The sequence below is a fragment of the Mycobacterium lehmannii genome (assembly GCF_002245535.1).
GTDB classification, from domain to species: Bacteria; Actinomycetota; Actinomycetes; order Mycobacteriales; family Mycobacteriaceae; genus Mycobacterium; species Mycobacterium lehmannii.
On sequence record NZ_NKCN01000025.1, the window covers coordinates 1 to 20689 of the forward strand.

Consider the following 20689-nt stretch of genomic DNA (forward strand, 5'->3'; position numbering starts at 1 on the left):
ACGATGGCGGCTGGTCCACCCGGATGAACGAACGTTGCGAGGTCGAATGGCTTCCGCCGCCCGAACTGGACACCGGCCAGGCGCGGCTGAACTACTACCACCGACCCGAACGACTCCTGCGCCCACCGGACGAGCAGGGAACCCGCAGCCACAACGGCACCGCCGTTTCGCCCGCACCCGATGAGGTCAGCCAGCCTGGCGACAGGCAATCGAGCGCCGCGCCGCCCGCACCGACTGACGACAGCGAGCTCGGCGACAGGCAATCGAGCGCCGCCTCGCCCGTCAACGGTGCCGGTGAGCCCGGTGGGCCCGCACCGCCAGGAGATTGGGTGGCCTGACGGCCGCGAATCTCGAGCACCGTATTCCGGCAGAAGAGCTCAGCCTTGCGCCTCGACAGCGACCGGTTGCCATTCCTCCCATGTCTTGAGGCGGCTCTCGTAGTCGGCCTTGGCCAACTGCAGCGGAAGCTCACCGAAAAAGACTCGCAGCGGCGGGTTCTCAGCGTCGACGACCTTGAGCAGAGCCCGCGCCGACGCCTGCGGATCGCCGGGTTTGGCCACACGCTGACTGCGGATCCGGTCGGCTTCCTCGTGCACCTCTTTATAGTCAGGCAACGGCGTCGAGCGGCGAGACGACGAGCCCGCCCAGTCGGTCGAGTAGCCGCCCGGTTCGATCAGCGTGACGTGCACCCCGAACGGGGCCACTTCCTGCGCCAGCGACTGCGAGAAGCCCTCAAGGGCCCACTTCGACGCGTGGTAGATGCCGACGTTCTGGAACGCGACGATCCCGCCGATCGACGACACCTGGATGATGTGCCCGCTGCGCTGGGCCCGCAGATACGGCAGTGCGGCCTGGGTGACCCACAGCGCGCCGAAGACGTTCGTCTCGATCTGATCGCGCGCCTCCTGTTCGGTCACCTCCTCGATGAAGCCGAAGTGCCCGTAGCCGGCGTTGTTGACGACGATGTCGAGCCGGCCGAAGTGGTCGTGGGCCTGCTTGACCGCGGCGAAATCCGCCTCGCGATCGGTGACGTCCAACGCCAGGGGCAGCAACGCGTCGCCGTATCTCTCGACGAGATCGTCCAGTGAGGAGACGTTGCGCGCCGTCGCCGCGACCTTGTCGCCGCGCTCGAGCGCCGCGATCGTCCACTCGCGCCCAAAGCCCCGCGACGTTCCGGTGATGAACCAAACCTTTTCGCTCATGCTCCCTATATCTCCTCTGGACGGACTCCGCATTCCCGCTTCAAGCATCTTCACAGCTACGGTTGCCTCATGAGCCGCGCGACGCTGGAGAAAGACCCCCGCGATGTGGCGTCGATGTTCGACGCGGTGGCCCGGCGTTACGACCTCACCAACACTGTCATGTCGCTGGGCCAGGACCGGTTCTGGCGACGGGCCACACGGGCGGCACTGCGCATCGGCCCGCAGGACAAGGTGCTCGACCTGGCGGCAGGCACGGCCGTGTCGACGGTCGAGTTGGCCACCTCGGGGGCGTGGTGTGTGGCCGCGGACTTCTCGGTCGGCATGCTGGCCGCGGGCGCCTCGCGGGACGTGCCCAAGGTGGCCGGTGACGCCACCCGACTGCCCTTCGGCGACGGTGTGTTCGACGCGGTGACGATCAGCTTCGGTCTACGCAACGTCGTCGACCACGTAGCGGGGCTGCGCGAGATGGCGCGCGTCACCCGTCCCGGCGGACGGCTGGTGGTGTGCGAGTTCTCCACACCGACGAACCGATTGTTCGCGACGGTGTACAAGGAGTACCTGATGCAGGCGCTGCCGAGAATCGCTCGGGCGGTCTCGTCCAACCCGGACGCCTACGTCTACCTCGCCGAGTCGATCCGCGCATGGCCCGATCAGACGCAGCTGGCCCATCAAATCGCCGACGCCGGATGGTCCTCGGTGCGCTGGCGCAACCTCAGCGGCGGCATCGTCGCACTGCACGCCGCCACCAAACCCCAGCGCTGACGACAACATCGCACGCACGAAAACCATCGCCCACCCGGCGTGTCGCACGCTGTTGTGACGAGAATCACCATTAACTTGTTGCGACAACGGGGTCCGCGAATGAGGCGGTGGCGGAATGTCGGGTGGGGTCGGATCGCGACGGGTGTCGCGCCGGACGTTCGTGATGGGCACCGCAACCGCGGCCGCCCTGATGGCGATGCCGCCGACGGCACGCGCGGCACCGGGCAAGTCGGTCGCCGTTTTCGGGGCGGGTATTGCGGGGCTCACCGCCGCTCACGAACTTGTCGAGCGCGGCTACACGGTGACCGTCTACGAGCGCAAGGCGCTCGGCGGCAAAGCCAGGTCGATTCCTGTACCGAACTCCGGTGTGACACCGTTGCCCGCCGAACACGGCTTCCGGTTCTTCCCCGGCTTCTACCGCAACGTCACCGACACGATGCGACGAGTCCCGTTCCCCGGCAACCGAAACGGCACCTGGGACAACCTGACCCGCGCGACGTCATATCTGCACTCCGGACTCGGGCGCCACGACCTGACGATCCCGCTTCCGTTCCCGCTGCCGATGATCCCGAATCCGATCACCCCGAAGGCGTTCATCGACTCGGTGGCGACGGTGTTCGAGACGCTGTTCCAGTTGCCGCCGTGGGAAGCGGTCTACGCGGCGCAGAAGCTCGCCGTCTACGTCACCAGCAGCACCGAACGCAAACTCGGGCAATGGGAGCACATGACGTGGGAGGACTACATCGGCGCGAACAGGAAGTCGCCGGAGTACAACCGGTATCTCGCCGACGGCATCATCCGCAACCTCGCCGCATCGAAATCCAAAGACGCGAGCGCACATTCGATCGGTCTGGTCGGCGAAGCCTCTGTCTGGTCGATCCTGCTTCTCGGAAACGACTCCGACAACAAGGGATTCGACCGCGTACTCAACGGGCCGACCAGCTCGCAGTGGCTCGACCCGTGGGTCGACCACCTGCGTGCGCAAGGCGTGACCTTCCGCGTCGGTGAGGCCCTGGCCCGCCTCACACCGAACGGCAGGCACATCGAATCCGCCACCGTCGTCAGCACCAGCGGAGTACCACGCCAGGTCACCGCCGACTGGTATGTCTCCGCGATCCCGTGTGAAAAGCTCGCCGCCGTGCTCACCGCCGATGTGCTCGAGGCCGACCCGCAACTGGCGAACATCGCCTTGCTGCGCACCGAGTGGATGAACGGCCTGATGTTCTACCTCAAGGAACGGGTCGACGTCACCAAGGGGCACGTCAACTACGTCGACTCCGGATGGGCCATCACCTCGATCAGCGAGGAGCAGTTCTGGAAGAAGAGCCTGACGAACTACGGCGACGGCACCGTCAAAGACTGTCTGTCCGCGATCATCTCGGACTGGACCACGCCCGGCAACTTCAACCGTCGAAGCGCGCGGGACTGCACACCGCAGGAGATCGCCAGTGAGGCCTGGGCTCAGATCAAGGCGCACCTCAACGACACCGACAGGGTCGTCGACGACGCGATGCTGCACTCCTGGTTTCTCGACCCCGCGATCATCGACCCGGGCACACCGGATGTGCGAAACGACGAACCGTTGTTCATCCAGGACCCCGGCTCGTGGAACCGTCGCCCCACCGCGGTCACCGGTATCGACAACCTGTTTTTGGCCGGCGAATGGATCAAGACCGACCAGAACGTCACGACCATGGAGGGCGCCAACGAGGGCGGCCGCTACGCAGCCAACGGCGTGCTGCAGGCGTCGGGTTACAACGGGGACATGGTGAAGATCGTCGAATTATTCCAGGCGCCGTGGTGGGTGCCGTTCAAGAACGCCGACCGGGCTCGCTACCGCGCCGGTCTTCCGCATCTGCTCGACATCGTCGACACGCGGTGGCCGACGCGGCGGTAACCGGAAACCGGGTTCAGTCCCGGCGATCGCGCGCTACGGTCTGGACATGTACGGACGCCTGACCGACCCGGACCGCACGCTGGCAACCGACCCCCGTTCCGACCCCCGAATGGTCAAGGCGTTCGCGCAGTTCGGTCTCGAGGGCCGACTGCCCGCGGTACCGCTGAGCGTCGACTCCCCGCTCGAGGACCGCATCGCCTTCGCGACGATGAGCGAGGAGGGGATGGGCGCGATCCTCGAAGCGCTGGGCAAGGATCTGCCCACCGTCTCCGGGGTGGCCACATCGACGACGACGATCACCGGACCCGACGGCAACGACATCACGCTCTACATCAGCCGCCCAGAGGACGACGCCGGCGGCCCGCTGCCCGCCGTCGTCCATCTGCACGGGGGCGGTATGGCGATCGGCAGCGCGGCCGACATCGGCTACATGAGGATGCGTGAATACCTCGCCGCCACAGGGCTCGTCGTGGTCGGTGTGGAGTTCCGCAACTCCGGCGGCAAACTCGGCCCGCACCCATACCCCGCCGGTCTCAACGACTGCGCGGCCGCGGTGCGCTGGGTGGCCGCCAACCGCACAGAACTCGGTGTCAGCCACCTGATCGTGTCGGGGGAGTCCGGCGGCGGCAACCTCACACTGACCGTGGCGCACAAGGCCAAACGGGAGGATTGGCTGCACGAGATCGCCGGGTGCTACGCGCAGTGCCCGTACATCTCCAACCGCTGGCTCGACGAGTGCGAGGACCTGCCCTCACTGGCGGAGAACGACGAGTACTTCGTCAGCCGCCACCAACTCGCGCTGCTCGGTTCGATCTACAACCCCGACGGCTCTCACGCCGGCGACGCCACGTGCTGGGCTGCCGTTGCGACCGACGAGGAACTCAGTGGGCTTCCGCCACATGTCATTTCGGTCAACGAACTGGACCCGCTGCGCGACGAGGGCCTCGCCTACTACCGCCGCCTGCTCCGCGCGGGCGTTTCCGCGGTCGGCCGGGTGGTGGCGGGCACCTGCCATGGCGGCGACCTACTGTGTGGGGCTTATATGCCCGAGGTGTTCGACGCATCCATCCGCGACGTCAGCGGGTTCGCGAAATCGCTAGGTTAGTCGTCGATGTCGATCGCCGCTTGCTGGCCGCCGCCTGTTGCCGGGGCGGTGTTGACGACCGGCAGGGGCGGTTCGGACTTGGCGTTCGAGGACGGCTTGCCGGTGGCCCCTCGATACGGTGTGCACACACCGACGAAAGGCACGTCCTGACAGGGCCCCTGCGGCAGAGCGGGTGCGACGGGGGCGGAGAGAAGCGCGGCAGCCGCGACCGCGATCGCGGCAACTGCCGATCGAACCGTCACACCGAGCATCGTGGTTTCCTTCCGCCGATGCATATATGAACGCCGCTGTGCTCCAGGATAATCCCCGTAGGACGCCAAAAACAGGTCGTCTAGCTGGGCTTACAGTTAGCCTGGTTACGAAATTTGATCGCTGCGGGCATCCCACACGCGTTCCGTATGCGGGCCCACATCGGGGTCGTGCGTTTGCTGAAAGTTGCGCCCACCGCGTGCGTAGGTCGCGAGAACCGCTGCGGGAACGTCGGATTCGAGGATGGGTTCGCTGAGCCAGCGGCACGGCCGCACGTGAACCAGGTCGACAGCGGCGGCCTCGTCGGTGTCGTCACGGCGGTACGGGCCTTCGATCCGGCCCAACCAGAAAAGGCCATCCGCATCGCGTGTCCACACGAACGACCCGTCCTCGATATCGGCGAACCGGTCCACCCGGCGAGCCAGCCGCTCACCGAAACCCGCGTCGCCGAAACCGACGACCCCCACCGACAACGCCCGATCGAGCGATGCCTGCGGGTCGATGTCGTCGCGGCGGGATCGCATCGGAGCCCGGTACACGGCGGTCATCCGCGATATTCTGCCTGCGACATGGAGACGTTCAAGCGCTATCTGATGTTTCAGGGCATGATGTTCGTCTTCGGCATCGTCGGCCCGATCTTCCTCGTCTTGTACTTCGCGTCCCAACCGGACCCCACCATGCGGTGGGCGTACTGGATCGGGTTGTTCGTCACCGCGGCCGACATATTGATTGCCTTGGGGCTCACCGCTTCTGCGCAGACGAACCGCGAGCCCGCGCACACCCGCATCGCAGTGAAGCTCGCCGAGCGGCGTCGGCGCGACTGACTAGCGAAACGGTGTGCGGGCGTCGATGCGCCGCGACAGGCGGCCGGCTCCGCGCCAGACCCGGGCCGTCCAGTCCTCGTCCTCGTCGGTGACGAAGTTGCCCATCACCCGCACCGCGATGTTCATCAACGTCTCCGACCGCATGGCGAGCGGCCCGGTCGACGGCAGGAACCGCGGAAACGTCAGCAGCAGCGCGAGCCGCCGGGCCACCGAGAACCCGCGCGCATAGTGCGCCGTCAGCACGGCGGGCCACGCCTGCGAGAGATCGCCGGTGCCCAGCAGTTCGGCGGCCAGCCGGCCGGTTTCGAGACCGTAGTCGATGCCTTCGCCGTTGAGCGGGTTCACGCAGGCGGCCGCGTCGCCGATCAGCATCCAGTTCGGTCCGGCCACACCCGACACCGCACCGCCCATCGGCAGCAGCGCAGACAGGCCGGCGCGCGGTTCCCCGACGAAGCCCCATTCCTCACGACGTAGCCCGGTGTAATACGACATCAACGGCCGCAGCGCGGCGTCGGCCGGTCGCTTGGCCGTCGCGAGCGCACCGACGCCGATGTTCACCTCGCCGTTGCCCAGCGGGAAGATCCAGCCGTAGCCGGGCAGCACCGCACCCTCCGGCGAGCGCAACTCCAGATGCGAGGTGATCCACGGCTCGCTCGCGCGTGGCGTGGCGATGTAGCCGCGGATCGCCACGCCGTACACCGTCTCCTGATGCCATTCGCGGCCCAGCACGCGGCCGAGCGTCGAGCGGGCTCCGTCGGCGACAATCAGCTCGCCGCATCCGATCTCGGCTCCCGAGTCGAGGATCACCGCCTCCACGCGCCCCGAGGCGTCATGGCGTACGTCGACGGCCTTCTCGCCGAGCATCATCTTCGCGCCGTCGTCGACGGCGACCATGCGGATGCGGTCGTCGAGTTCGGTGCGGGGGACTGCGCTCGACGTCGACGGGAACGACGGCCCCGGCCATTCGATCTCGACGTCGGCCCCGAATCCGGACATTCGCAGGCCGCGGTGCTGCACCCGGTCGTCCAGCCACGGCCCGAGGCCCAGGCGGCGCATCTCCAGTACCGCGCGCGGAGTCAGCCCGTCACCGCAGGCCTTGTCGCGCGGGAACTGAGCCTTGTCGATGACGAGGACGTCGCGGCCGTTGCGCGCGGCCCACGCTGCGGCGGCCGAACCCGCCGGCCCGGCCCCGACGACGACCACGTCCCCTCGGGTATCCATGGTTCCCAGTATGTTGGCAGGGTGAGGACGCCAGCGACGGTGGTAGCCGGGGTGGACTTCGGAGATCCCGAATTCGCGCAGGAAGTGCGCGACGGGGTCGCCCGCATCGAAGACCTGATGGCCACTGAGCTCGGCAAAGCCGACGAGCTGATGGCCGAAGCGGTACAGCACCTGTTTCAGGCCGGCGGGAAGCGGTTCCGTCCGCTGTTCACGGTGCTCTCAGCCCGGCTGGGTCCGGACCCGGATGCGTGGCAGGTCACCGTCGCGGGCGCGGTCATCGAACTGGTCCACCTCGCGACGCTGTACCACGACGACGTGATGGACGAAGCGCAGGTCCGCCGCGGTGCCGACAGCGCCAACGCGCGCTGGGGCAACAACATCGCGATCCTGGCCGGCGACTACCTGTTCGCCACCGCCTCGCGCCTGGTCAGCAGGCTCGGGCCGGACGCCGTGCGCATCATCGCCGACACCTTCGCCCAGCTGGTCACGGGCCAGATGCGGGAAACCCGCGGCGCGGCCGAGCACGTCGACTCCGTCGAGCACTACCTGAAGGTCGTCTACGAGAAGACCGCATGCCTGATCGCGGCGTCCGGCCGGTTCGGGGCGACGTTCTCCGGCGCCGACGAAGAGCAGATCGAGCGGCTGAGCCGGCTGGGCGGCATCGTCGGCACGGCATTCCAGATCTCCGACGACATCATCGACATCGACAGCGATCCGGACGAGTCGGGCAAGGTGCCGGGCACCGACCTGCGCGAGGGCGTGCACACGCTGCCGGTGCTGTACGCGTTGCGTGACGACGGTCCCGCCGCCGACCGGTTGCGCGAGCTGCTGGCCGGCCCGGTGGAGAACGACGACGACGTGGCCGAGGCGCTTCGGCTGCTGCGCGGCTCGCCGGGCATGGCGAAGGCCAAGCAGACCGTCGCGCAGTACGCGGTGCAGGCCCGCGAGGAGCTCGCCCAGCTTCCCGAGGGGCCGGGCCGTCAGGCCCTGGCGACCCTGGTGGATTACACGGTCAACCGGCACGGCTGAGCGCTGGAACTTGCGGAGCCCGACTAAGCGTTGACTCAGCGGAGTCTTTCTTTCTGGAGGAGGAAGCGATGACCTGGCATCCGCACGCGAACACCGCCAAGACGTTCGCTCTGCTGGTGGGGTTCTCGGCGCTGATCGTGTTCATCGCCGCGCTGTTCCGCAACACGGCGCTCATCGGCCTGGCGGTGCTGTTCGCCGTCGGCATGAACGCCTACATGTATTTCAACAGCGACAAGATCGCGCTGCGGGCGATGCACGCGCAGCCGGTCACCGAGATGCAGGCGCCGGTGATGTACCGGATCGTCCGTGAGCTGGCCACCACCGCCCGCCAGCCGATGCCGCGGCTGTACATCAGCGACACCGACGCGCCGAACGCGTTCGCCACCGGGCGCAATCCGCGTAACGCCGCGGTGTGCTGTACAACCGGCATCCTGCAGATCCTCAACGAACGCGAACTGCGGGCGGTGCTCGGCCACGAACTGTCGCACGTCTACAACCGCGACATCCTGATCTCGAGCGTCGCGGGCGCGATGGCCGCGGTCATCACCGCGCTCGCCAACCTCGCCTACTTCGCGACGATGTTCGGCGGTAACCGCGAAGGCACGAATCCCTTTGCGATCCTGTTGGTTTCGATGCTCGGCCCCATCGCGGCGATGGTGATCAAGATGGCGGTGTCGCGGTCGCGGGAGTACCAGGCCGACCAGACCGGCGCGGAGTTGACGGGCGATCCGCTGGCGTTGGCCAGTGCGCTGCGCAAGATCAGCGCCGGCGTCGAGCAGGCGCCGCTGCCGCCCGACCCCAAGCTGGCCGATCAGGCGCACCTGATGATCGCCAACCCGTTCCGTGCGGGCGAGAAGATCGGCAAGCTGTTCTCGACGCACCCGCCGATCGGCGACCGCATCGCCCGCCTGGAGTCGATGGCCGGCCGCGGCCCGGGTTACTACTGACGCCTCACCGGTCAGGATCTGTCAGCCGCAGCTCGACCATCGGCAGGGCGGTGTTCTCGGTCGTGATCGGTGCGCCCAAGGTCGATTCGAGGACCGGCTTCATCGTCTCCCACGCCCGGCGGTGCCGGTCGACGTAACGACGCAGCGCGGCGTCAGCCTCGCCGATGCTGAGCGGACGTGCGATCGCGGGCATCGACGCCCGGGTCCCCACGGACACCTTCACCCGGGGCTCGGCCTCGACGTTCTTGTACCACTGCGCCCGAGTTCCGAAGCCGGACGCGACGATGTAAGCGTCCTGGTCAGGACGGTCGAGCACCTCGAGGAGCACTTGCCGGGTATGCCCTGACTTGCGGCCGACATGTTCGAGCAACAGGATCCGCGAGCCGAAGACAAATCCGAGGCGAGCTCGATACAGCCCGATTGGGGCCCGCATCAGCCGACGTGACCGCAGAGCCTTGACGCCTGCACCGACCAACACGTCCGAGGCTGTGCGACCCAGGTTCGAAAGCGCACGCATCGAAATCCTCCTTTGCTGTTCGTATGCGCCACCCGTGCGAGTGCGCTGTGTGAGCGGCCCGCAGAGTCCTTGTCTGCGTGCGTCAAAGGGGAGTAGAACCGACAGTACGGACCACCCCGACGGACGGCGAACCCAACGGAAGGGCGGTAGGTCGGTATGTCACCGGCGATGTCGTTGAGCGGGCCTGCCCGGTTGGAACAGCGGGTCGCGCGAATCTGCGCGCGGGCTCACGATCCGCTCGAACTATTGGCTGCGGTGGCCACCGCCGTGAGGGCCGAGATCTCATACGCCGCTGCGGGCTGGCTGCTCACCGACCCCGACACTCTGCTCATCACCGGGGTGCACGCCGAGAACGTCACACGTCAGCAGAACCTCGACCTCATCGAATGCGAGTTGACCACCGACGACGTGAACAAGTTCGTCGACCTCGCGCGACGGGACGTCCCGGCGGCGTCGCTCGGCATCGAGACCGCCGGTGACCTGAGCCGCAGCGCGCGGTGGTCGAAGATCTACCAGCCCAACGGATACGGCGACGAGATGCGCGGCGTCTTCAATTCGGGGTCGGTCACCTGGGGGCACTTCTGCCTGACCCGGCGGGCCGAGGATGCGTTCTTCACCGAGGGCGAGGTCGCGACGATGGCGGGGCTCTGCCCGCACGTGGCCAACGGCATCCGGGCATCCCTCCAACTCGGCGAGAAGCCCGCGCCAAGTGTTGCCGCAGCACCCGCACTGGTGATGTTCGCCGACGACGGCAGCATCGAGTCGATGACACCGCAGGTCACCGACTGGCTGGGGCCGGTCGAGGACGAAGGTTTGGAGAGCACCATCGTGCTGCACGAGGTCGCTCACCAGGCGCGTGTTCTCGCCGAAACCGGTGTCGGTGAGCCGGCGATGGCGCGCACCAGGGCGCGCTCGGGAGACTGGCTCGTGGTGCGGGCAGTCCGTATGGAGCGAGAGGGGTCCAGAACAGGTTGCACCGCAGTGGTTTTGGAACAGGCGCGGCGTTCGGACATTGCGCCGCTGCTGGTCCACCTGAGTCAGCTGACCCGTCGTGAGAAGGAGGTCACCCAGCTGCTGTTGACCGGCATGTCCACCAGGGAGATCGCCGGCCGGCTGTGGATCACCGCCGAGACGCTGCGCGGTCACGTCAAGGCGATCTTCGCCAAACTCGGTGTGAACAGCCGTCCGGAGCTGGCAGCACTACTCTCGCAAGATCTCGTCCTTCGGCGATGACTCTCGAAGCTCAGAAGCCGCCAGCTGCGCGGCGATCTCGTCGGCTACCCGTCTGGCGAGTGTTCCCACGAATCTCGTCAGCCCCGGCCGGTACACGTAGCCGACGAAGCGAAGACCCGGCAACACCTCGCCACCACGGCCGTCACGCGGCATGCCTCGCTGCTCGAGGACATCGAGGTGAGAGACCATGGCGTCCAGCCCGGTTCGGTACCCCGTGGCCGCGACGATGGAGTCGACCTGGACGGATGTGCCGTCTGCCAGGACCGCCCCATCGGGTTGCAGTCGGTCGACGGCTGCTACCACACGAAGCGAGCGGTCGCGGATCGCGTCGACCACGTGACGGTCGACGATCGCCGTACCCGCGCCGCGGCGTTTGAGTCCGGCGATCGGCCCCTCGGGCGGCGTGGAGAACCCGAAATCGCTGAGGTCACCGACGATTCCGCGCTGCACGGCGAGCAATAGCTTGTCGACGAGCCCGGCGGGCAGCCGGAGAAAGAGCGGCATCGGCAGATCGAAGGGCAGCCCGCCGACTTCGCGCAGAAGGATGTTCGGCGGAGTGCGCACCGCCAGCAACACCTCTGGGCAACCCGAGCGGCTCAACTCGTGGGCGATCTCGAGTCCGCTGGAACCGGCGCCGGCGACCAACACACGCTGGCCGGAGAACGGGTGGGCGTTGCGGTACTGCGCGGCGTGCACGACCTGCCCGGCGAAGCGGTCCTCGGTTGCCCAGTCGGGCACAGCGGGCTGATTGAAGATGCCCGTGGCGACCACGACATGGCGCGCCCTGCGCGGCCCGCCGTTGGTTTCAACGTTCCAGCCGCCGTCGGGCGCCTGATCGAGCCGGAGCGCGTCGACGCCGAGCTCGACGGCCACACGATGGCGTCCGGCGTAGGTCTGCAGATAGTCGACGTACTGGTCGCGGGTCGGAAACTGCCCGAAGTGGCGCGGGAACGGAGCGCCGGGCAAGGCGGAGTTACGCCGGCAGGTGTTGAACCGTAGGGCGTCGTAGCGGCCGGACCAGGCCGCGCCGATCTGCCCGCCGCGCTCCACGACGGTCACATCGATCCCTCGCGCATGCAATTCTGCGGCGCAGGACAAGCCGGCCGGACCGCTGCCGATCACCAGCACGGTGTGCGCGGTTCGCATTCGGTTCCTCCGTGACGTTGCCTGACTACAGCGTCGGCCGAAGCCGCGCTCGGCGCCACCCCACAGGTGGGGGGTTCACAACCGGCGGGTCGACGTCGGTAACACCGTGTCGACCTGCGGCGATGTGATTCGTATGCTGCGAGGATCCGCCGCACCCCTTAGGGTGTGGACCGTGCTGAACCGGGTGTTGATCGGCGTCGTCGGGTCCGCGGGGGCGGCCCTGATCGGCGCGCAAGGTATCGCCGTAGCTCAACCGTCCGAACCACCGCCGCCACCGGCGCCGAACGTCAATGCGCTCGCACCGGTGAAGCTGTCGGAGTTCGCGAAGATGGACGGCCACTGGTACGCGTTCAAGACCCCGGACGGGTTGACGTGCGTCCTGCAGCGCAACGGCGGCTACGGCTGCAGCGGCGCGATCCCCTCGGCACCGGACGGCGCGAACTTCGTCAGCGGCGGCCCGGGTGTTCCGCAGTTCTCCGCGACGACGGCCGACGTGTTCGCCGTCGTCGGCGACGCCAAGCCGCTTCCGGCCGGTTCGCGGATCAGCTTCCAGACCGTCAGCTGCGGCAGCGACGGCGGTATGACCACGTGCTCGGACAGCCGCAACCAGTCCGGCTTCGTGTTGTCCCCCGCGGGCAGCTACATCATCAACGGCGGCAGGGATCCGCTGCTCGAGCGGCCCGAGGGCACCAACCCCTTCTTCAACTGAGCGCTAGAACCCCGCGCCGTGCACCTCGTGCCCGGGCTTTTCGACCATCAGGCCGCGGTACGCCTCTTCGACACTGGAGCCGTGGTTGACCACTGCGTCGACCTCGCGAGCGATCGGCATCGAAATCCCGTACTGGTCAGCGAATTCCATGATGACGCTGGCGGCCTTGACGCCCTCGGCGACCTGGTTCATCGACGCGATGATCTCGTCAATCGGCTTGCCCGCGCCCAACTGCTCGCCGACGTGGCGGTTGCGGCTGCGCTGGCTGGTGCACGTGACGATCAGGTCACCGATGCCGGCCAGGCCGGCGAATGTGTCGCGGTGCCCGCCGGTCGCCTCGCCGAGTTTGGACATCTCGCGGATCGCGCGGGCCATCACCATCGCCCGTGTGTTCTCGCCGATACCGAGCGAGTAGCCCATGCCGACCGCGATCGCGTAGACGTTCTTCAACGCCCCGGCCATCTCCACGCCGACCACGTCGTCGGTGGTGTAGGTGCGAAACCGCTTGGTGCGGAACAGTCGTGCCAGGTCCGCCGCGAGTTGCTGGTCGGGCATGGCGAGCACCGCGGCGGCGGCGTACCCCTCGGCCACCTCGCGCGCGATGTTCGGCCCGGCCAGGATTCCGGCCGGATGTCCGGGCAGCACCTCGGAGACGACCTGGCTCATCCGATAGTTGGTGCCCTGCTCGAGACCCTTGACCAGCGACACCACCGGGACCCACGGCCGCAGCTCCCTGGCCAGTTCGGTGAGCACGGCGCGGAAGCCGTGTGACGGCACGCCCATGACGATGACGTCGGCGCACGACGCCGCCTCGGAAAAGTCCGTCGTCGCCTTCAGACCGTCCGGAAGCTCGACCTCGTTGCCCAGGTACTTCGAGTTGCGGTGGTTGTCGTTGATGTCATCGGCGGTCTCCGCAGAGCGCACCCACTGCAGCGTCGGCCCGCGGCGGGCGCAGATGGACGCCACGGTGGTGCCCCAGGAGCCTCCACCGAGAACGACGACTTGGGGAACACGTTGCGCAGGTGCCATGCCGATCAGGGTAGGTCGGACGGCCCAAAACCAGGGCGTATTCGGAAACGACGGCTCAGTGTGCGCGCCGATTTCTGCGGCAGGGCCGTGCTTGACCGGGTCGACCCGACCCTCAGGCAGAAGTGGGCGCACTCACGCTAGGTGGCTCCGAGCGCTCAGCGGTAGTTGACGAACTGCAGTGCCACGTCGAGGTCGGCGCCTTTGAGCAGGGCGATCACCGCCTGCAGATCGTCGCGCTTCTTGCTGCTGACGCGGATCTCCTCGCCCTGGATCTGTGCCTTGACGCCCTTGGGGCCCTCGTCGCGGATCAGCTTGGTGATCTTCTTGGCCTGCTCGCTCGTGATGCCCTGTTTGATCTGGCCGCTGACCTTGTAGGTCTTGCCCGACGCCTGCGGATCGCCGGCGTCGAACGCCTTCATCGAGATGTCGCGGCGCACGAGCTTCTCCTTGAACACGTCGACGGCGGCCTTGGCGCGCTCCTCGGTCGAGCTGGTGATGACGACGGTCTCCTCGCCCTGCCACTCGATCGACGTGTCGGTGCCGCGGAAGTCGTAGCGGGTGGCCAGCTCCTTGGCGGCCTGGTTCAGCGCGTTGTCCACCTCCTGGCGGTCGACCTTGCTCACGACATCGAACGATGAATCCGCCATGGATCGGTCCTCCTAGATGCTCGACTGAGGGTCTGGTCCCGTTTTCGTCTTCGGACCATCCTCGTTGTACCCTGCAAGTCGCACCAAACCGGGTCACCCGGCGGTGCAGCACCCAGGCAGGTTGCCCGAGCGGCCAATGGGAGCGGACTGTAAATCCGTCGGCTTACGCCTACGCAGGTTCGAATCCTGCACCTGCCACGCTATTCAGGTCGTTTGAGCGGGCCTGATGTGTTATGACCGCTCGCTTCCACCTCCTACGGCAATGCCCGAAGCACCACGCCTCGCTGCCGAGAGCCCTTTAGCGCAGCGAGCGTCTCCTCGGACGGCGCAGCGGTGAGCATGGCGACGAAGTCGTCGAGCAGTGCGCTCACGTGCAACGCGTACGACGCGACCGGTTGTCCGAAAGAGCGATATCGGTGACGGTCGGCGCACGCGTGCACACACATTGCGGAGACCTTGTGGATCCGCTCGTCGCGGATGGCTCGCGGAATGTGCTTGGTGAGATCGCCGACCCTTCGGACGTACTCGCGATGGGACTGCGCGTGCTCCTCCGGTAGCGAGGCCAGCGGGCTGACTGACGAGTCATAGCGCAGTAGCTGTTCGAGGAACGATACGTAGAAGCAATTCTCGTCCTCGGCCATCTCGATGAGCGGCAACTGGTGCGCCTCGACAATGCCCCGTAGGTCATCGGAGCCGGCGCGCGCCGCCAGCAGCCGGCGTCGCTGCGTCAGGTGTTCCAGCCGGTTCAGCAGGATCGCTTGCACCAGAGCCTCTTTGGACCCGAAGTGGTACTGCACCGCCGACTTGTTGGCCATGCCCGCCTCGGTGCCGATTTGACGAAGCGGCACACCGTCGAGACCGCGTTGGGCGAACAGCCGCTCCGCGGTGAGCACCAACTGTTGCTTCGGCGACAGTTCCACTGACACGGACATGGCAAGACAATCTCATACTGGACGGATTAAGTCTAGGGACTTAAAGTGCAGTCATTCGTCTTCACCGAGAGAGGTGCCTGTGAGCACGAACCCGCCTTATCAGGACGTGATGGTCGCCGACCCGGTCGTCGGGCCGGTGTGGGAACGGCCGGGGTTGAGTCGGCGAGACCGCCGGTTCGTCACGCTGACCTGCGTGTGTGCACTCGAAAGCGTCGACCTCATGAACCAGCACATGTACGCCGCACTGGCCAGCGGCGACATCACCTACGAGGAACTGCTCGAATTCGTCTTGCACTTCGCGGTGTACTGCGGCTGGCCGCGGGCGTCGGAAGCCGAAGGCGCGGCACGTAATGAGTGGGTTCGATTAGCAGAAGAGCGGGGTGAGGAAGTACCGCCGAGGCCAGAACTCCCGACGGAATCGCTTGGGCCGACGGATCACGACGTTCGCCTCGACGAGGGTGAGAAGTGCTTCGTCGACGTGAACCTGCTGCCGGCTCCGCCGCGGGACTCGCCGTACTTCCAGGCCGGCATCCTGGCATTCGTCTTCGGCCACCTCTGGCAACGACCGAACCTCGGCCGTCGTGAGCGCCGGTTGATCACGGTCGCTGCGGTCGGGGTGTCCGGTGCGCTCGGGCCGATCTATTCCCATGTCGGGTCGGCCCTGGAGTCCGGCGACATCAGCCGTTCGGAGATGAACGAAGTCATTTTGCAGTTCTCTGCCTACAGCGGATTTCCCAAGGGCCGGGTCCTCCAGACAGCCGCAGACCAGTCGTGGCAGCGCATCGCGGCCGCCATGCCAACCGCCAATGCGAAAGGAGTCTGATGTCGAAGTCACTGGCAGGAAAGGTCGCCTTCATCACCGGCGCGGCGAGAGGGCAGGGCCGTGCGCACGCCGTGCGGTTGGCTCGTGAAGGAGCCGACATCATCGGAGTCGATATCTGCGAGAACATCGCGTCGATGACGTATCCGAATGCCTCGATGGCCGACCTCGACGAAACCGAGAGGCTCGTCGAGAAAGAAGGTCAACGCATGGTGGCGCGCAAAGGCGATGTTCGGAGCTATCGCGACATGCTAACCGCGGTGGATGCCGGCGTTGAGCAGTTCGGCCGTATCGACATCATCATCGCCAATGCCGGAATCGTCCGTCTAGCAGGCGAATCAGACGATTTCATGCAGGATTGGCAGGATGTGATCGACACCAACCTGACCGGCGTCTACCACACCATCCGAGCCGCGTTGCCCGTCATGCGTGGGGGCAAACAAGGTGGATCGATTGTCATCACAAGCTCCACGGCGGGTCTGAAGGGCACCGCCTCGCTCAACGCCAGCGGAAACGCCTACGCCGCAGCCAAACGCGGCGTGGTCGCACTGATGCAGAACATCGCCAACTACCTTGCCCCCGAATGGATCCGGGTGAACACCATCCACCCCACCGGAGTGCTCAGCGGAATGACGCAGAACGAGGCGATGGACGCGCTGATGGCGCAGGCGGCTGAAGGCGGCCAGAATGCGATCTCGGGCATGGAGAACGCGCTACCGCTGCCCATCCTCCAACCCGAGGATGTCGCCCACGCTGTAGCTTTCCTGGTTTCGGAGGAGGCCAAATTCATCACCGGCATTCAGTGGCCGCTCGACGCAGGCTTCACGGTTCGGTGAGGCAACTGTGAGATCACTGAACGGTGCGACGGCCGTCATCACCGGCGGAGCCAGCGGCATCGGATTGGCGACCGCGCACTCCCTGGCCAAGCGGGGAGCGCGGCTCGTGATTGCCGACATCCACGCCGACAACGCGGATCGGGCAGTGGCGGACATCAGGGCCGACGGCCACACGGCAGAAGCCTTCGTGTGTGATGTCGCCAAGGAGCAGGCATTCGCAGATCTCGGCGAATTCACGCGGCAGCGCTACGGATCGGTCGACATCGTCATGAACAACGTCGGCGTTTTGACCAGCGGCCGACCCGACCATCTCCCGGTCGGCGAATGGGAACGGATCATCAAGATCAACCTGATGTCCGTCGTTCGGAGTAACGCCGTCTTCCTGCCTCAACTCATTTCGCAGGGGCACGGCCATATCGTCAACACCGCCTCGTTCGCCGGGCTCTACACGTATTCCTACGATCGGATTCCGTACGCGGCGACGAAGGCCGCAATTATCCAGATCTCCGAAGGCCTCCGGCTCTACCTGCACCCGCACGGCATCGGCGTCACCGTAGTGTGTCCGGGTCCGGTGGCGACGAACATCCTCGCGACGATGCCCCCTACCTTCGGGCCAGAGGTCCAGACCGGCCTGCCCGGAGAACAATTCGGCATCCTGCAACCCGAGGAAGTCGGCGAGCAGGTCGCAGAGGCGATTCTCAACGACACCTTCATGGTCTACACCGACGATCAGGTGCGTGATCTCCTCGTCGAGCGCGCGACGGACTGGAACTCCTTCATCGCAAAACAGACCGAGAAGCTGGCTCAACGCTGAGTTCGGCGCGGCCCCGCGAGACACTTGACCGGCGGTCCAGCCAGGTCCAGTGTTTTTGCATAGGCCGCCAACCGCGCGCCGGCCAGTGAGGACTGCTCATGAGCATCGACGACGATCCGGTCAGCACGCTCGATGATCTACGTAGCGATCTCGCGCGCCGGCACAAGTGGACACCCAGCAGCGGCGCCTCGGTGGACCCGGCGGTCGTCGACGCCGATATGGCGGCCCTCGACCGCGACGGCTACCTCATTTGGGAGAACCTGCTCAGCGACGACGAGTGCCGGCAGATCAAAGCGACGGTCGCACCCTGGCTCTCGCACACCGGCCGCAACTCCTTTGAAGGGCACCGCACACAGCGCATCTACAGCCTGCTGAGCAGGACCCGCGGGTGCGACCGACTCGTCGACCATCCGCGGGTGCTCGCGGTCCTCGACCGGCTGCTGATGGACAACTACCTCCTGTCGGCCCTACAAGCCATCAACATCCAGCCCGGCGAGACCGCGCAACTGCCTCATCACGACGACGGGTTCTATCCGATTCCGCGGCCCCGCGCTCCGCTCGCCGCCGCGACGATGTGGGCGATCGACGATTTCACCGCCGACAACGGCGCCACCGTGCTCTACCCGGGCAGTCACCGCTGGGGCAGGCGGCGGCCCGAGCGGGGCGACCCCGCGATCCCCGTCGTCATGCCTGCCGGCTCGTGCGTCTTCTTCGTCGGCACCCTCTGGCACGGCGGCGGCGCCAACACCACCGACAAAGCGCGACTGGCCGTCACCGCCCAGTACTGCCAGCCGTGGCTGCGGCCGATGGAGGCCTTCACGCTGTCGATCTCCCGCGACACGGCGCGAGAGGTCTCCGACGACATCCGGCGCATGATCGGCTACAGCATTCACCCGCCGTTCGTCGGCGCCGTCGACGGTCTGCACCCGCTGCGGCTGTTGGAGCAGCCATAGTCGACATTGCCACTGAGGTTGCTGCAAAGCCGACGCAACAACCCGGTGTGCAATCTCGACGCTAGGACGCCACCCGCGAGCCGAAAGCCGGCCGAGCGGTGACCAGCGCCTCGGCCGGAAAAAGCTGGTCCGCCAGGGCGAGCCAGTCCACGGTTTGATCCTCAGGGGCGTGCGTCGCTTCGAACATCGTCGGTTCCTTCGTTTGGTCTTGGACCAATCGTCGACGTCAAGCGCCGCGCGCGTAATGGCCGCCGAGCCAGTTTCGGCTGCGCGATCGGAAGCCTTTCCTATCCGCCAGGTAAGGGTCGCAACTCAGAACGCGTCGGGATCACCGGGTTCGGTTTCGAGCACCTCACGGTTGAAGATCAACATCTTGGCGAAGTACAGCCCGCCCGCCGCTACGACGCCCAGGACGATCAGGTCGGGGACCAGTGAGTCCGAGGGCGACATCAGCGCCACCAACGAGAACACCACCCAGATGATGGCGGCGATCGCCACGGGCACCTCGAAGCGTCCCAACCCGAACGCACCCTCCCTGCGGCCCAGCCGCTTTCGCACCGACAGGTACAACACGGAGATGGCTCCGTAGATCAGCGCCGGAAGGATCGTCGACCCGACAATCAGCTGCAGCAAGGCCTGACCCGGCAGCGCCACCATGAGAGCGACGCCCACGACGAACATCAGCACGGTCGCGGGAATCGGCGTACGGGTGCGCGGGTTGACTCGGCGGAACAAGGTGTAGCCCGGGAAGCGGGAATCACGAGCCATGGCGAACACGATGCGAGAGCAGGAGGCCAACATCACCATTCCCGCACCGAACATCGCAAACGCGATTCCCGACAACAGGATTCGCTCAGTGAGGGATCCCAGCTGGTCGCGGATGATCGTCGCCACCGGCGATTCGCTGTTGCTGACCTCCGGAATGCTCTTGATGCCGACGGTGAGGGTGAAGATGAAGATGAACCCCAGGACGGCCGATGCCAGCACCGAGGTGACGATCGCCCGCGGGACGCTGCGGTAGGGGTCCTTGGCCTCCTCGGCCAGGTTGGCCGCCGAGTCGAAGCCGACCAGCGTCACCAGTCCCATGACCATCCCGGCCATCAAGCCGCCGCCGATTGCGAAGTAGTCGGGTGAGCCGGCGGCGATGCCATGCGATACCACGTTGTCGACGGTTCCGCTGCCGCCGAACATCATCACCGCACCGAGCGCGATCACCAGCACCACGACGATCGTCAGCTCCAGCGCCACCGCCGTCGAGGTGACCATTCCGAGCAGTCGGGTCGAGGCGATGACGAGCACCGTTTGCGTCGCCAACACCGCCAGCGTGATCGCCCGCGCCACATCCTCGTCGGGCGCCATACCCAGCAGCGGCATGAGCGCCTGGCTGGCGAGCGCGTTGTCCATGGCCACCACGCCGATGGCCAGAAACCAGAACGTCAACCACCCGAAGAACCAGCCGACCTTCGGGTTCGCCAGCCTCGATGCCCACTGATAGGAGGAGCCGCTGAGCGCGATCCGAGCGGCGAACTGGGCGACGACAAGTGCCACCAGGGTCTGCCCGGCCGCCGCGACCAACCACAGCCAAATGCCGACGGGTCCTGAACTCTGAAGCACCGCACCATAACTAGCGAAGACGCCGACCGCAACCGAGATGAACGCGAACGAGATCGCGAACACCTGGAACGAGCCGAGACTCCGCTTCAGTTCGGGCGTATAACCGCATTCTCGAGACTCGTCATCGGCGGATTGACCCTGCACGACGCCCTCCGTGGTCATCCACCCATCCCTTCTGAAGTTAGGTGAACAGTATGGCACCG

At 66.5% G+C, this 20689-nt stretch carries 23 protein-coding genes, 1 tRNA gene and 1 pseudogene; 14 read left to right on the forward strand and 11 right to left on the reverse strand.

Going from position 1 to position 20689, the window contains the following annotated elements; translation table 11 throughout:
• A pseudogene (locus CEX87_RS22120) lies at nt 1-338 on the forward strand (hypothetical protein); the annotation flags it as partial.
• 39 nt (nt 339-377) lie between these two features.
• Here the strand turns inward: CEX87_RS22120 and CEX87_RS22125 are convergent.
• Nucleotides 378-1202, reverse strand: coding sequence for an SDR family oxidoreductase (locus CEX87_RS22125; RefSeq protein ID WP_064396638.1), 825 nt, complete (start codon nt 1200-1202; stop codon nt 378-380).
• A gap of 69 nt (nt 1203-1271) precedes the next feature.
• On the opposite strand from CEX87_RS22125, the gene CEX87_RS22130 reads away from it, so the two are divergent.
• The 3 genes from CEX87_RS22130 (at nt 1272) to CEX87_RS22140 (ending at nt 4966) form a co-directional block, all read left to right on the forward strand.
• Nucleotides 1272-1964, forward strand: coding sequence for a demethylmenaquinone methyltransferase (locus CEX87_RS22130; RefSeq protein ID WP_064396636.1), 693 nt, complete (start codon nt 1272-1274; stop codon nt 1962-1964).
• 115 nt (nt 1965-2079) lie between these two features.
• Nucleotides 2080-3861 carry a hydroxysqualene dehydroxylase gene (locus CEX87_RS22135; protein ID WP_064396634.1) on the forward strand — a complete coding sequence of 594 codons (1782 nt, stop codon included), beginning with the start codon at nt 2080-2082 and terminating at the stop codon, nt 3859-3861.
• 46 nt (nt 3862-3907) lie between these two features.
• Nucleotides 3908-4966 carry an alpha/beta hydrolase gene (locus tag CEX87_RS22140; RefSeq protein ID WP_064396632.1) on the forward strand — a complete coding sequence of 353 codons (1059 nt, stop codon included), beginning with the start codon at nt 3908-3910 and terminating at the stop codon, nt 4964-4966.
• Here the strand turns inward: CEX87_RS22140 and CEX87_RS22145 are convergent.
• Nucleotides 4963-5208: a hypothetical protein gene (locus CEX87_RS22145; RefSeq protein WP_133148028.1), complete on the reverse strand. Its 246-nt coding sequence runs from the start codon at nt 5206-5208 to the stop codon at nt 4963-4965. The two genes, CEX87_RS22140 and CEX87_RS22145, sit on opposite strands and share 4 nt — an antisense overlap.
• A gap of 114 nt (nt 5209-5322) precedes the next feature.
• Nucleotides 5323-5763, reverse strand: coding sequence for a hypothetical protein (locus CEX87_RS22150; RefSeq protein ID WP_064396628.1), 441 nt, complete (start codon nt 5761-5763; stop codon nt 5323-5325).
• A 21-nt stretch (nt 5764-5784) separates the two neighbouring features.
• On the opposite strand from CEX87_RS22150, the gene CEX87_RS22155 reads away from it, so the two are divergent.
• On the forward strand, nt 5785-6039 hold the full coding sequence (locus tag CEX87_RS22155) for a hypothetical protein (protein ID WP_066810702.1): 255 nt from the start codon (nt 5785-5787) through the stop codon (nt 6037-6039).
• Here CEX87_RS22155 and menJ read toward each other — a convergent pair whose 3' ends face one another.
• A complete protein-coding gene (gene menJ / locus CEX87_RS22160) occupies nt 6040-7260 on the reverse strand; it encodes a menaquinone reductase (RefSeq protein ID WP_068193260.1) in 1221 nt (406 codons plus the stop codon).
• A gap of 21 nt (nt 7261-7281) precedes the next feature.
• Here menJ and grcC1 point away from each other — a divergent pair, with 21 nt between their 5' ends.
• Both grcC1 and htpX read left to right on the forward strand, forming a co-directional pair.
• Complete coding sequence (gene grcC1, locus CEX87_RS22165) at nt 7282-8289, forward strand: nonaprenyl/(2E,6E)-farnesyl/geranylgeranyl diphosphat synthase (RefSeq protein ID WP_165593300.1); 1008 nt, start codon at nt 7282-7284, stop codon at nt 8287-8289.
• Nucleotides 8290-8357: 68 nt separating this feature from the next.
• Nucleotides 8358-9236, forward strand: a complete 879-nt coding sequence (gene htpX, locus CEX87_RS22170) for a zinc metalloprotease HtpX (protein ID WP_064396620.1) — start codon at nt 8358-8360, stop codon at nt 9234-9236.
• Nucleotides 9237-9240: 4 nt separating this feature from the next.
• Here the strand turns inward: htpX and CEX87_RS22175 are convergent, their stop codons facing one another.
• Entirely contained in the window at nt 9241-9753 is a 513-nt protein-coding gene (locus CEX87_RS22175; RefSeq protein ID WP_064396618.1) for a nitroreductase family deazaflavin-dependent oxidoreductase, read from the reverse strand.
• 255 nt (nt 9754-10008) lie between these two features.
• Between CEX87_RS22175 and CEX87_RS22180 the strand changes: the two genes are divergently transcribed.
• Nucleotides 10009-10986: a helix-turn-helix transcriptional regulator gene (locus CEX87_RS22180; protein WP_158220784.1), complete on the forward strand. Its 978-nt coding sequence runs from the start codon at nt 10009-10011 to the stop codon at nt 10984-10986.
• On the opposite strand, the gene CEX87_RS22185 is transcribed toward CEX87_RS22180, so the two are convergent.
• Entirely contained in the window at nt 10954-12132 is a 1179-nt protein-coding gene (locus tag CEX87_RS22185) for a flavin-containing monooxygenase (protein WP_068193255.1), read from the reverse strand. The genes CEX87_RS22180 and CEX87_RS22185 overlap by 33 nt on opposite strands.
• Before the next feature lie 133 nt (nt 12133-12265).
• Between CEX87_RS22185 and CEX87_RS22190 the strand changes: the two genes are divergently transcribed.
• A complete protein-coding gene (locus tag CEX87_RS22190) occupies nt 12266-12841 on the forward strand; it encodes a hypothetical protein (protein WP_068193285.1) in 576 nt (191 codons plus the stop codon).
• A 3-nt stretch (nt 12842-12844) separates the two neighbouring features.
• Here the strand turns inward: CEX87_RS22190 and CEX87_RS22195 are convergent, their stop codons facing one another.
• A complete protein-coding gene (locus CEX87_RS22195) occupies nt 12845-13870 on the reverse strand; it encodes an NAD(P)H-dependent glycerol-3-phosphate dehydrogenase (RefSeq protein ID WP_064396611.1) in 1026 nt (341 codons plus the stop codon).
• A gap of 155 nt (nt 13871-14025) precedes the next feature.
• Nucleotides 14026-14517: a YajQ family cyclic di-GMP-binding protein gene (locus CEX87_RS22200; RefSeq protein WP_064418873.1), complete on the reverse strand. Its 492-nt coding sequence runs from the start codon at nt 14515-14517 to the stop codon at nt 14026-14028.
• 115 nt (nt 14518-14632) lie between these two features.
• Here CEX87_RS22200 and CEX87_RS22205 point away from each other — a divergent pair.
• A tRNA-Tyr gene (locus CEX87_RS22205) sits at nt 14633-14715 on the forward strand.
• Between the two features lie 56 nt (nt 14716-14771).
• Here CEX87_RS22205 and CEX87_RS22210 read toward each other — a convergent pair.
• Nucleotides 14772-15449 (reverse strand): TetR/AcrR family transcriptional regulator, encoded by a 678-nt coding sequence (locus CEX87_RS22210; protein ID WP_064396605.1) that lies wholly within the window; start codon nt 15447-15449, stop codon nt 14772-14774.
• A gap of 79 nt (nt 15450-15528) precedes the next feature.
• Here CEX87_RS22210 and CEX87_RS22215 point away from each other — a divergent pair, with 79 nt between their 5' ends.
• The 4 genes from CEX87_RS22215 to CEX87_RS22230 all read left to right on the forward strand — a co-directional run bounded on the left by CEX87_RS22215 (nt 15529) and on the right by CEX87_RS22230 (nt 18872).
• Nucleotides 15529-16272, forward strand: a complete 744-nt coding sequence (locus tag CEX87_RS22215; RefSeq protein ID WP_233151475.1) for a carboxymuconolactone decarboxylase family protein — start codon at nt 15529-15531, stop codon at nt 16270-16272.
• Nucleotides 16272-17105, forward strand: coding sequence for a mycofactocin-coupled SDR family oxidoreductase (locus tag CEX87_RS22220; protein WP_064396603.1), 834 nt, complete (start codon nt 16272-16274; stop codon nt 17103-17105). Before CEX87_RS22215 ends, CEX87_RS22220 begins: the two co-directional genes overlap by 1 nt.
• 7 nt (nt 17106-17112) lie before the next feature.
• A complete protein-coding gene (locus tag CEX87_RS22225) occupies nt 17113-17919 on the forward strand; it encodes an SDR family NAD(P)-dependent oxidoreductase (protein WP_064396601.1) in 807 nt (268 codons plus the stop codon).
• Nucleotides 17920-18017: 98 nt separating this feature from the next.
• Nucleotides 18018-18872: a phytanoyl-CoA dioxygenase family protein gene (locus tag CEX87_RS22230; protein WP_094289118.1), complete on the forward strand. Its 855-nt coding sequence runs from the start codon at nt 18018-18020 to the stop codon at nt 18870-18872.
• A 61-nt stretch (nt 18873-18933) separates the two neighbouring features.
• Here CEX87_RS22230 and CEX87_RS27870 read toward each other — a convergent pair whose 3' ends face one another.
• A complete protein-coding gene (locus CEX87_RS27870) occupies nt 18934-19059 on the reverse strand; it encodes a hypothetical protein (protein ID WP_269845555.1) in 126 nt (41 codons plus the stop codon).
• Nucleotides 19060-19184: 125 nt separating this feature from the next.
• A complete protein-coding gene (locus tag CEX87_RS22235) occupies nt 19185-20648 on the reverse strand; it encodes an APC family permease (RefSeq protein ID WP_064396597.1) in 1464 nt (487 codons plus the stop codon).
• Between the last annotated feature and the right edge of the window lie 41 nt (nt 20649-20689).